The sequence below is a fragment of the Paenibacillus agaridevorans genome, assembly GCF_018604145.1.
Lineage (GTDB): Bacteria > Bacillota > Bacilli > Paenibacillales > Paenibacillaceae > Pristimantibacillus > Pristimantibacillus agaridevorans.
Window position 1 is genome coordinate 8936209 of record NZ_CP075889.1, and the last position, 13547, is coordinate 8949755.

Below are 13547 nucleotides of genomic sequence, written 5' to 3' on the forward strand. Positions count from 1 at the left end.
GGCGGTGATCTCCTCTATGCTTCTTAGTAGAAGATATTCTTCAATTACGGAGGTGCCAAATTTATGGAAGCGATAACATCATCAACTAGGAAATGGTTTTCCGTCACTTTAATTGCCGTAATGCTCTTCATGACAATTGGGAGTGGGCCAAGGCTCGCGTTAGCCGTCGAGGCGCCGCAGTTTGATCTGCAGCTCGGCAAGACGGCGACAGCGTCGACCACGCAGAATGAAGAAAATAACCCATCTAAAGCCATAGATGGTCTGGCGGCAACGCGGTGGGCTGCTGACGGCAGCACAAAACCGCAATGGATCCAGGTGGATCTGGGGCAAGTCTATCCGATTACTTCGGTCCTGACTTCTTATGAGTTCAACAATTCGTATTACCAGCATCTAATTGAAGTGTCCACGGACGGCGAGAATTGGGAAACGTTCGCGGATCGTACCGAGATGAACGAGCTCCCCGGGCCAAAGGGATACTTGGACGAAGTGGACGTGCCTGTCAGCGGCCAATATATTCGCCTTACCGTTGAAGGAACGCAGCATGAGCCGATGTGGGTGAGCATTAGGGAGCTGCGCGTGAACCCGCAGCTTGGTCCCGTTGCAACAGCTTCTTCGGAGCAGGGCGGTGGAGAAAACGGTGCTATGAAAGCGATCGACGGCGATTTGTCGACCCGCTGGGCTGCGGACGGAGATTCCAAACCTCAATGGCTTATGGTCGATTTGGCCGAGACGACAAGAGTGAGAACGATCCAGACGTCGTTCGAATTTAGTGACAGCTACTTGCAATATGTCATTGAGACGTCGAATGATAAAATAAACTGGTCGGTGTTCGCAGATAAGAGCTCCAACACCGAACCTCCTGGCTCAAGCGGCTATGTAGACAAAGGCGATTCATTGGGGCGATACGTCCGGATTACGGTAACGGCAACACAGGCAGCGGGGGCCTGGGTGAGCATCAGAGAGTTTCAAATCAATTCGACGCTCCCCGAACGTCAAGCGCTGCCGGACGATATGTACAACGTAGCCGAAGGCAAGTCGGCGACGGCATCCAGTTCCTTCGAAGGCAGTGAGCCTTCTCTTGCGTTAGACGGCAGTATCGGGGAGACTCGCTGGTCGGCGGCCAATAACGATGAGCCCCATTGGCTGCAAGTCGACTTGGGCCGCGAATATTTTATTGGAGGCACCAGAGCTTTCCCCGAATTTCGGGACGCTGTGTATCCTTATGTCATCGAGACGTCCACGGATGGCGAAACATGGGAGCTATTCGCCAATCGTTCCAATAATCAATCGGCTGCGCCGAGCGGCTACGAGGATTTCGGAACAGCAACCGCAAGATATGTGAAGATAACGATTGAAGGCAGCATGTGGAAGAGCTTGTGGGAGTTCGAGGTGTTCGGCACTGATAACTTGGCTGCTGGCAGATCCGTTGCCGCCTCCTCGCAGCAGGACGAAGCACACTCGCCTGAAAAAGCGGTGGACGGAGACCGTGTCACAAGCAGATGGTCCGCCGATGGCAACAGCAAGCCTCAGTGGGTGGAGGTTGATCTGGGCAAAAATACGGAAATTGCCCGTGTGGAAACTTATTTCGAAAGTCTAGATTCCTATTATCGATATAAGATAGAAGTATCGCAGGATCGGGAGACTTGGGTCTCATTCGTCGACCGTACCGCGAATACGGTTGATGGAAATCCGGGCTATACCGATCTCGGAGCGGTGGAAGGGCGATATGTCCGATTGACGATCACAGACACCGAGACGTCTCCAATGTGGGCAAGCGTTAAGGAGCTTCGGGTATACGGGCCAGAATCGGCGGTATCCGAGCCCGGCATGAAGCTGGCATCTGGCAATTATGAGCTGAGAGCCGAGAAGCTTGCGGGAGAGCGGTTCGGCATAGGTGTTTACAAGAACGGATTGCCCGTCTACATGCAAGATAAGCCACAGAAGCTTCTAATCAAGGATGAGCAGGATCGTCCGCTGAGCTATGAGGCGCCTTATCGGAGCGTTCAACTGACGAATGGAAAGCTCGTTCTGACAGGCAACGTAGAAACGGCTTCAGGAAGCAATGTTGTTTTCCACGACAGCTATTCTACCGTCCATAATAATGGAGAGTTTAAGTTGCATCGCGTGGTCTCTTTCGACAAGGCAAGTACGCTGGACGTTGGCTTTAATACCGAATTCAGTCTGGAGCCGCAAGCAGCCGAAAATATGGAGCAATACGAAATGCTGGCGCCGGGCAATTGGTATAAGAAAAATGCAAATGTCGTGGCGGGAGCGATCGGCAGCGATTACTCGGATGAATATTTCTATATTCGCGAGATGCGTCTTGCTCTTCCCTTCTTCATGATGCGAAATAACGTTTCGGGAGAGACCGTCTCCATCGGGCGTCCGAACGCTGCACCGGCTTCAGATGTAATGGAAGCAACGGGAGAATGGCTGGTAGACAATTCCTTCGCTTACGGCAGTCTTGGCGTCCACAAGGAAGCGCAGCCGACGTTGGACTTTGTATATCCAGGTCTAGAAGGCGAAATCAGCTACATTAATCGTAACGGTCAAATGGTCCGCCGCAGTCATAAAGTCGCGGACGATGCGGGACACAGCTACGAGCTTACGCTTCGATTCGGCAACGAGACGGATTATGAGCAAGCGGTCGGCAAGGAATGGCGGAACTATCTATCGCTCGCGGATCCGGAGTTGAAGCCGGTCGATCTGGATAATCTATATCAGAACGCCATTGATCTGTTGGACTTCTATTCCAAAGAGTATAACGGTGTAATGGGCTTGCCGTTCAAGGCGGATCTGCCAAGCGGAGAAGTTAGCGGCAACGCGATGGTAATGGGCTTCGTCGGACAGCAGCTTCCGGCCGCCTATCAGATGATTCGTTATGGCATTCTTCATGATGATGCGGAGCTAGTCGATAAAGGCAAGCAGATGGTGCAGTTCTGGGCCGATCATTCAATGACGCCTTCCGGTCTTCCGAAAACATGGTACGAGCCTTACTTCGAAGGCACGGGCGTGTTTACGAACCAAGAGGTCGATCTAAGGACGATGTCTGACGGCATGGAAGGAGCCATCGATGCGTATGCGTTCTTGAAGGAAAATGGGGAGGACGTAACGTCCTGGTTGAACTATTCCATAACCTTCGGCAATTGGCTCGTCGATAATCAAAATGAGGACGGCTCTTACTACAGAATTTACAAACTGGACGGGACGCCATCCCATACGGGAAAGTACAATTCGACAAATCCGATCCGTTTCCTGCTGAAGCTCCATGAAGCAACGGGCGTCGACCGTTACAAGGAAGCAGCCATGCGGGCTGGCGAATTCGCTTACGATTATATTTACCGAAGCTATCAATACGTCGGCGGTACGTCGGACAACAACAATACGATCGACAAAGAAGCTGGCGCGATGGCGATGAACGCGTTCCTGGCATTGTACGACGCGACTAAGGAAGATCGCTGGGTGTATGCTCTGCAAGGGGCAGCGGATTATACGGCGACGTGGACCTTCGGCTGGACGTATCATACGCCGGCAGGCGGAACGAGATGGGCGGCTAACGGCGATGCGAAGCCGCAATATTTGCAGGTTGATCTGGGCGAAGCAACTCCGATTGCCAGCGTAAGAACCTATATGGAATATCCGAATATGGCGTATCAATACAAGATTGAAATCTCGAATGACGGCAGTGACTGGTCGATGTATGCCGACCGAACCGGCAATGGGACAGCGGGAGATCCATACTATCAAGATGCCAACGGCGCTACTGCTCGTTACGTTCGACTCACCGTTACGGGGACAGGCGACCCTGGCGCGTGGGTCAGCATTTGGGAGATGCAGGTGTTGAACGCTGAAGGCCAGAATGTGGCGTTGAATCAGCCAACAACGGCGTCTTCCAGCTCCAGCCTGCCAAGCAATGCGACAGACGGCCATATCCACCAGAAGAGTCCATCTCCATTTCCCGAGAGCGGATTAGTCGGGCAATCCCTCGTGTCTACAGGACACTCGTATGCCGATCAATATATGGCTTATATGGGAGCAGCTTATTATCGTCTCTATTTATTGACGGGCGATACCGTGTATTTGAATTTTGCGAAGTTACTTCAAAACAATGCCAATTATACGGCTGATTGGAAGGGCGAGTGGGGGTATGCCCATCCCGGGCTGGTAGAGGAAGGCGGTAGTGTAACCGAACTCCAGTATTACGGCATCGGAGCTTGGCTGCTGTGGAATACGGTTGCGCAGCTGGAGCCGTTGTCGATTCTTGAAGAACGATTCGGTTCGATGTCAATTGACGAAATTGAACAGATGCCGATCGAGCAGAGGAAGGCACTTAACGGCCAGTCAATCGGCAATCCGGTTTATCCGATTCCGCCAGTACCCGGTTCGAATCAGGACTCCGAAGTAACGATCGAGTTCGTAGATGGCAAGCAAATCTTGAGCGTTGCTAAAGGTGAGTCGAAGGCAATTATTCGTACCGAGCAGTGGGAAGAGGTGCCAGTACAGTTTGCGGCGAATGGCGGCATAATGACCGTAGAACCCGAAGTGCTGAAGGCTCTTCTCGAGAAAGCAGGCTATCCGGTAGGAGCAAGCTTCCAATTCGAGATCGAGCTCGCGGCTGGACGGATTGAAGCGCCGGAGCAAGGCAATGATCTAAGACTGGGGGGCCAGCTTTATGATTTCTCCATCGCCATCATCCTGCCGAATGGGATCGCAACCTATTCCGAGGAAGTGTTTGGTGGAGTTGAAATAAGTCTTCCATATGATGAGAGGCTGGATGAAAAACTTCTCGGCATTTATTACTACAACGAACAGACCCGGCTGTGGGAATATGAGGGTGGAGAAGCGAATACCGACTCAACGTTCGTGACGGCGAAGCTCCGTCATTTAAGCCCTTATGCGGTTCTCGAGTTCAACAGGACGTTTGAGGATGTGCCGGAATCTCATTGGGCGCATGATTCAATCAAGCTTATTGCTTCGAAGCATGTGATGGAAGGATATCCATCGGGCCTTTTTGAGCCAGCGCATGCGGTAACCCGGGCGGAATTCGTGGCGGTGCTGGCGCGGGCGCTGAAGCTGGAAGCGGAGGCAACCCGAGACGTGTTCACGGACGTGAAGGAGGGTGCTTGGTACGAGGGAGCTGTCCTGTCCGCTTACAAAGCGGGAATTATAACAGGCGTCGGCGGAGGACGATTCGTTCCGAACGAGAGCATAAGCCGTCAGGAGATGGCGGTCATGCTGTCGCGCGCGGCAGGATTGATTGAATCGGACCTCGGTTCATTAACCTATGCGGATTCCGATCAAGCTGCGAATTGGGCAAAAGGTTCTATTCTAGCAGTGTCCTCAGCGGGCTTGATGCAAGGCAAGCCAGGTCATTTATTCGCCCCGGGGGCTCCTGCTTCGAGAGCGGAAGTCGCGACTGTCATTATGACTTTTTTAGAAAAGTTCTAGTTTATTATCTAAAGGCTGTCTTCAATATGGAAGACAGCCTTTTGTCCGACAACTTGGTCGGGTGACAAGAACTTTCTCCCAGTCCCGATTTTGATTTTTATACATTTTAACCTAAAGTGTTGAAGCATATCATTCCTTCAAGAGTGTGGTTGCCGATAAGTACGATGATTTACTTCTGGTTAGGGGTGTGTTTGGCTTAAATGGTGCGAGAGGGCGTGGAAGGTAACACTTCTGCCTGATTTCGAATGCTTTTATAGTTGACAAACAAGACCGAGATAAAGGATACTAGGAATATAAATCAATTTGGAGCGCTCCCAATTTTGGGGCGCCACTATAGAACCTTCTTTACGAATGGCATTTGGGCAGCTTGTTAGCAAGAAGGATATGGTGTATGGAGGTTGCAGTGAAGCATACATTAGAATCCATCGCCGCTCTCGCGGGAGTTTCCAGAGGCACCGTATCTCGGGTCATTAATAATCAGCCGAGCGTAAAGCCGGAAGTGCGGCAGAAGGTGCTGGCTATTATCGCCGAGAAGGGATATACGCCGCATCCCCAGGCGCGCAGTCTGGCTGGCGGCAAAACCGGGAATATCGGCGTTATCGTATTTGGCGCCAAGCTGGACTTTTTGACGCATCATATTTTCTATGAAGTGCTTCAAGGCATTCAGCTTATAACGGCTATGAACAGCTATGATTTGCTGCTGTTTTCCAATCGAAGCGATTATGATCACGAGTATTGGAAAAAAATCGCGATCAGCCGCAAAATCGACGGGCTCATTATTATGGGCGAAAACATCCGCGAGGAATATTTGCAATTTTACAGAGACCAGGGCATCCCGTTCGTACTCATTGGAAAACGCATCTACGATGGGCTGCCGCTTGCCTGCGTAACCTCCGATTATCGCCAGGGGACGTACGATGCAACGAAATATTTGATCGGCCAGGGCAAACGCTCGATCGTATATATTCAAGGCTTGATCGGCACTCCGCATGAGGAGGAGCGTTATGCCGGCTACAGGCAGGCTTTGCATGACGCGGGCATTGCGTTCAGGCTGGAATTGGTGGCCGTCGGCAAAGCCGAGCAGGAGGAAGCGCGGAAGCAGATGGATCGGCTGATTGCGGAAGGGCTTGCATTCGATGCAGTGTTTGCCGCCAACGACCTGATGGCGCTGGGCGCCATTGAATCTTTAACGATGCATAACTATCGCGTTCCGCAGGATATCGCCGTTATTGGTTATGACGATATTCAAGCCGCAGCCTTTATGAACCCGCCGTTGACCACGGTCAGACAGCATAAGCAAAAGCTTGGGCAACATGCCGTGGAACTGCTGCTGGATATGCTGCGGGGCGAGTTGGACTGGCACGCGTCCAAGGATGTCGTTATTGAAAGCGATTTGATTATTAGAGGAACAGCCTGACGAGGAACATGACGGGGACACGGCTGACGGTCGATGTCCTTTATTGACAATAAAAAATGGAGCGCTCCCAATGTCAAAATTGGGAGCGCTCCAAAAAAAGATTTGGAGTTGATTTTCTATGCACGACTTGGAAAAATACGATGTGGCGGTTTTGGGAGGCGGCCCGGCCGGCATAACCGCTGCGATCAGCGCTGCCCGTTCCGGCGCCAAAACCATTCTGATAGAGCGTTACGGCTTTCTCGGTGGCATGTCCACGGCAGCGATGGTCTACCCGTGGATGACCTTTCACGCGGCTTCCGGAGAGCAAGTGATTAAAGGACTGGCCCAGGAAATTGTGGACCGGCTGATGGCGCTCGGGGCTTCGCCGGGTCATCTGCGGGATACGATCGGCTTCACCCATACGTTAACTCCTTACCATCCCGAGGTATACAAGGTGTTGGCCTGCGATATGCTCGCGGAAGCTGGCGCGGACATTTTGCTTCATACTTCCGTTATCGAGGTAGAGACCGAAAGAGATTGCATCGGCGCCATTAAGTTATATGGAAAAAACGGCATCAGAGACTTGAAAGCGAAGGTATACGTTGATGCGACAGGAGACGGCGATGTCGCCTATATGGCAGGCGCTCCATGGGAGAAAGGCAACGATAATGGGAAGCTGCAGCCGATGACGATGAAGTTCCGCATGCGCGGCGTAGATTTGCAGGCCATCAAACAATATATGAAAAATAACCCCTCGGAATTTTACGAGAAGTCGTTGATCTCCGAGCTGGACCGGTTGCCGTTAACCGGAATTATGGGGTTTTACAGCAAGTGGAGAGAGGCGCGGTTGCCTATCCTGCGGGACGGATTATTGTTTTTCAGCGGCCCCGGCGAGGATGAGGTGCTGATTAATACGTCCCGCGTGTCGGGACTGGATCCTACCAATAGCGAGGATTTGACCAAGGCGGAGATTGAAGGGCGCAAACAGGTGCTGGAGCTGGAAGCTTTTTTGCAGCAAAACATTCCCGGCTTTGAGCGCGCTTCCGTGTCCGCCGTCGGCACCCAAATAGGCGTCAGGGAGACTCGGAGAATGATCGGGCAGTATGTGCTCAGCGGCCAGGATGTGCTGAGCGCTCGCAAATTTGCGGATGTTATTGCGCGCAGCGGTTATCCGATCGATATTCATAATCCGGAAGGCAAGGGAGTGACCGCCAACTTTATCCGGGAGGGCGGTGCCTATGATATTCCTTACCGGAGCATCGTTCCGCTCCAAACGGCCAATCTGCTGCTGGCGGGCCGCTGTATTTCCACCTCTCACGAGGCCCAGGCGACAACGCGTCTGACGCCTAGCTGCATGGCGATCGGGCAAGCGGCTGGCACGGCGGCGGCGTTGGCGGCTCAGCTGCGTTGCGATACCCGCGATGTGCCTATAGATCTCTTGCAAAAGCTGCTGCTTGCAGGTCATGCGGAACTTGGCATAACCGAAGCCGCGGTATGACGGCGAAGGGCGCAAATGGCCAATGATAGAGAGTTCTTACTAATCCAGGGAGGTGAATGCATGATTCGTTTTTAATTTCTTGCCTGGTTCATGGGAATACCAAACTTCAATTAACGGGGTGCGTTCTAATGAAGAAAGGTTTAATGAAACGATGGTTCTGCGTCATTCTTTCGTTCTCGCTGGTTTTCTCTATGTCATCCATGCAGGCGTATGCCGAGCCCGCAGGAGTTTCGAATCCGGTCATCGTCAATCCCGGCTTCGAAACGGGGGATGGGTCCGGCAACATTACCGGCTGGCGGCTGATCACAACAAATACAATCAGCACTGTGGCCCCCAGTACCGACTTTGCGCATTCCGGTCACACAAGCATGCATTTCAATAATCCGACCGATCAGGAACAATTGCAGGTTGCAAGCGAGAAAATAGATGTCGTGCCCGGTGGCGTTTATAACGCCAAGGCGTGGGCGTATGTGGTCAACCAATCGCATAGCATCGGGTACGAAGTCCATTTCTTCGCTGCCGACAATAAGCCGATTACGCCGTCGACCTTCAAAAATTTTGCGAGGGGCACATTGACGCTTAATGACTGGAACGAGCTTCTTGTTCAATTCACGGTGCCGGACAATGCCGCCAAGGTCGAATTGCGGTTCAATTCCGGCAAAGCGGCTACGCATACGGAAGCTTATTTCGACGATGTGTCGATAGAGGCGGTCAGCTTACCCGGCCAACCGGAGGAGCCGGAACAGCCGGAGGAACCCGGCAAACCTGTGCGGAATCTCGACTTTGAGATGGAGCCGGCGTCCGGCGTCATTCCCGGATGGAGCCTGAAGGCGCCGACGGTAGGGGTGCTGGAGCTTGCGGCCAGTCCGGTTCGCGGCGGCAACTATAGCTTACATTTTGCCGATCAGTCGATCACCGCGCGCACCCAGGCGTATAGCGATCCTCTGGACGTGAACCAGGGGGAAAAATATGTGGCCGGCGCTTATGTTTACGTCATGAGCCAATCCCACAGCATAGGCTTTGAGGTTCATTACGAGAATGATCTGGGAGCGGCGGTGGGCAGCCCGACTTTCCTTAACTTTACCGCAGCACAGCTGTCTGGGAAGCAATGGTCTTTGATGGAGGTGCCGTTTACCGTGCCTGCCGGCGCAACCAAAGCGCGGCTTCTCATCAATTCCGGCGTTCCAAGCTTGACGGAGGCATACTTCGACGACCTGTTCATAACGAAAGAGGGCGGCGGGACGCCGGTTGACTTGCCGAATGAAATTCAGAACCCTGGTTTGGAGCTTCCGTCCGCTACCGGAGGGATTCCGCATTGGAGTGTCGGAGCCGGTACGGCAGGCGTGCTCGAAGTGAGCACGGAACGCGTCCGAAGCGGCTCGAGCAGCCTTTATTTTGCCGATCGCGATTCGGGGCAGGGCTTGCGGGCGATTAGCGATCCGTTCCGGGTAGAAGGCGGGGAGACCTATATCGCGGGCGCTTATGTAAACGTCATCAGTCAATCTCATAATATTGTGTTGGAAGCGTATTATTTTGATGCCAAAGATGTTCAAGTCGGCGTGAAGACGGAGCTGTTCAGCTCCAACTCGCTGGGAACGAATCAATGGTCGCGCATGAGCACGCAGACGGAAGTCCCTCAGCATGCCGCCTATGCCAGGGTGGCGTTATACTCGGGAGGAGTGAGTATTACGGAGGCATACTTTGACGATGTTTCATTTGAAATCCTGCCCAAAGAAGAGCCGTTGGACCGCGTTTATCAACAGGCGGTTCGGCTTGGCGACATGGTAAGCGTCAATTTGGGCCAGGCGGGACAAATTCAAACGAACAGTCTTGGAGAGAATGAGGTTTATTTCCATTCCAACGGTTTGCCGGGTCCATTCTCGGTCCTGGATGCCGAGACGGGCGAATTGAAGTTTTCGCAGCTGATTCCGAATTCGGAAGCGATGTGGGCCATGACGGTCGGTTCGGATAAAAACGTTTATTTTGCCGCAACCGGAGACGGGCTACTGTATCGTTATCTTCCCGCGGAGAAGCGGATTGAATCGCTAGGGGTCAATCCTGCCGACAGCTGGGTCTGGGATTTGGAAGCATCCTCCGACGGCAAAATTTATGGAGCGACCTTCCAGGATAAAGGGATAGGCAAAGTGTTCGAATATGACATTGCCTCCGGCACGTTCAGAAACTACGGAGGCGTCATGAGCGGCATGGACTACGTCCGGGGCATTGCGGTGCACGGCGATTATATTTATGCCGCGCTGGGCGCCAATGTCCATCTGTTCAAGATCCATCGCGTAACAGGGGAGAAAACCGAGATTCCGATTGCGGGGTACAGCGGCACCGTTGGCACGATGGCCGATGTCTTCGTGGTAGGAAATAAGCTGTTCGCGTCGGTCAGCACGATGAATATGGTCGTAATGGACTTGGACACCTATGAGGTTCTCGGAGGTTTCCAATACAGCAACATGCTGTCGGAACCGAATCCGCATAACGAAAACGAGATTTATTACAAGAATGGAAGCGAGCTGTTCAAATACGATTTGGCGCAAAATAAATCGGTCAAGATTGCGCTACCGTTCCCTCTGCCGGACACGCTGCGCGTTAAGGATATGACATGGATTGCGCTCAAGGAAGGCGCGGGAGCGGGAGAAACGGTGCTGGCCATGATCACCCAGTACGGCGAGTATTGGTACTATAATCCGAAGGACAACTCCATTAAATTCGTGGATTTGGATATTGCGTCTCAATATGTAAGGATTCAGGCTCTCGAAAGCGGTCCAATGGACGGCCGCATTTATATGGGAGGTTATCAGCGGGGGATGAGCGTCTACAACCCGTTCACCGACGAGATGGATGTTAATATAGCGGCGTTCGCTCAACCCGAAGGAATAGGGTTCCTGAACGATCATGTTTATTACGGCACGTATGTCGGAGCGGTTATGTACAAATACGATCCGCGGAAGCCGGCCGAGATTGGCAGCAATCCGGTGCTGTCTTATGACATCGGACATCATCAGGACCGACCGTTCGCGATTGCATCGGGCGGAGGCAAGCTGTATGTCGGCACGGTAGCGGACTACGGCATGCTCGGCGGCGTGCTTGCCGTCTACGACGAGCGGCAGGACAAATGGACGCAATACGACGATGTGATCGAAGATCAGGCGATTATCGGGCTGGCTTACAAGGACGGCCTGTTGTACGGGGGCACTACCGTATGGGGCGGCCTCGGTATCTCGCCGACGCAACAGGCAGCCAAAATCTTTGTATGGGATGTGGCTCAAGGCAGGAAAGTAGCCGAATTTACGCCTGACATTCCGGGCATCGACGAAACGCCGAAGATGATCGGAGATATTTCATTCGGGCCGGATGGCCTGTTATGGGGCGCGGTCGACGGCACGATCTTTGCGATGGATGTAGAAACGAAGGAAGTCGTGAAGAGCAAGATGATCCGTCCAAGCCTTTACAACTCCAGCAAATGGAAGCCATATCATTTGCGATGGAGCCCGGACGGCATGCTGTATACGACATTGTCCCGCCAACTGACCGTCATTGATCCGGAGACTTTGCAATACAAGGTGATCGACGGCACGTTTACGAACGATATGACGATCGGTCTTGACGGAACCATCTATTATGCGCCGGATGCGGGAACGGCATTAGTGAAAATCCCGGTGCCCGAGACGGATGCGACCTTGCGTTCCGTAACCATTAACGGCAAGCCGTTCGCGGAATTCTCGACGGGAGTCACCAGCTATGTGAAAGAACTGACGGCGGATTCGACGATTGAGGCCATCCCGTCGCAGCAAGGCGCGACAATTGCGATTGAAGCGATGAACGCCAGCGAAAAAACGTTGATCAAGGTTACGGGCGCAGACGGCAAATCCAGGCTGGATTATACGTTGTATTGGAATGAAGCCGCGCGCCAGAAGGACAGACCGGGCGCGGGAGATCCGAATCCTCCCCTTAACCCAGGGCCATCGGGGCCATCCGCGCCTGCTGAACCGGCGGTAGAAGGAAGACAGATTGTATCCGAGAACGAGCTTCGTCCGAACGCACAGGGCGAGGTTGCAGTCAAGCTGGACCCTAGTTCGGACCACGCGCTGCTGCCTATTAACGCGGGCGAATTGGCCGGCAAGCGTTCGATTAGGCTGGACGGCGGGAATTATGCCGTCGACGTTCCGGCGGAAGTGCTGGAGCAATTGAAGCAGCTTGCGGAAGGCATGGCGAAGGCGCGGATCAAAGTGGCCTTCGAACGGGCGAGCGAGCAAGACGGGGAGACGCTTGCTCAGGCCGCATCGGCAAGGTACTCGGCGGACGTTGCTGCGCGAAGCGATATTCGCAGTATCCTTCTGTCCGTTGTCGGACCAGAAGGCGACGAGAAGAAGCTCGGGCAATTTGCAGAGCCGATGACGCTCGTCTTTGATTGGAAAGGCGATATCGATCCGGATGCAACCGGCGTCTATCGCATAGACGATAACGGAACTCTGTCTTACATCGGCGGAGCGATCAAGAACGGCCGCATGGTTGCGGAAGCGACGGCATCCGGACGTTATGCAGTCATGCAATTCGACAAGACGTATTCGGATGTGCCTTCCGGCCACTGGGCCTCCCGAGCGATCAAAAAAATGACGGCTATGCTGATGGCCCAAGGCGTAAGCGAGGATCGCTTTGCGCCCGAGAAAGTGACGACAAGGGCGGAATTTGTGGCGTTCGTCGTTCGGGCCTTGGGATTGGAAACGGCGGAAGCGGGTTCGGGCAGCTTCGCCGACGTAGCGTCCGACAGCTGGTACGCGGCGGAGATAGAGGCGGCGTTCCAGGCGGGCATCGTGAACGGAACAAGCGGCAATACCTTTGCTCCGGGAGCTGCGGTTACAAGAGAGCAAATGGCTGTTATTCTCTACCGGGCCTACGAGTACAAGCGCGGCAACGGCGCGGTTTCCGGCGAGAGCGGCAGCTTCGCGGATCAGGCTGCCGTCAGCCCGTGGGCTGCCGACGCCGTATCGGCCGCTCAAACCTTAGGCCTGGTGCGCGGACGAGGCAACGATAAATTTGCGCCGCAATCGAATTTGACGAGGGCGGAAGCCGTGCAAGGGGTATTGAATTTGTTTGACAAATAAAAGATTGCGGGTGGGTGATGCGGGCATTGTCCCGCATTACCCTATTCGATGGAACTATGGAGCACCTATTGGGATAGAAGGAAAGAAGCGG

Annotated in this window: 4 protein-coding genes; all 4 read left to right on the forward strand. The window is 53.4% G+C overall.

The window, feature by feature from the left end; all coding sequences use genetic code 11:
* The first annotated feature begins 63 nt into the window (after positions 1-63).
* Entirely contained in the window at positions 64-5448 is a 5385-nt protein-coding gene (locus KJW29_RS35545; protein ID WP_214628216.1) for a discoidin domain-containing protein, read from the forward strand.
* Between the two features lie 403 nt (positions 5449-5851).
* Positions 5852-6865, forward strand: a complete 1014-nt coding sequence (locus KJW29_RS35550; RefSeq protein ID WP_214628217.1) for a LacI family DNA-binding transcriptional regulator — start codon at positions 5852-5854, stop codon at positions 6863-6865.
* A gap of 118 nt (positions 6866-6983) precedes the next feature.
* Positions 6984-8342, forward strand: a complete 1359-nt coding sequence (locus KJW29_RS35555) for an FAD-dependent oxidoreductase (protein ID WP_214628218.1) — start codon at positions 6984-6986, stop codon at positions 8340-8342.
* Positions 8343-8470: 128 nt separating this feature from the next.
* The gene (locus KJW29_RS35560) at positions 8471-13456 is read left to right on the forward strand and encodes an S-layer homology domain-containing protein (protein ID WP_214628219.1); all 4986 of its coding nucleotides are present in this window, start codon (positions 8471-8473) and stop codon (positions 13454-13456) included.
* Positions 13457-13547: the final 91 nt, after the last annotated feature.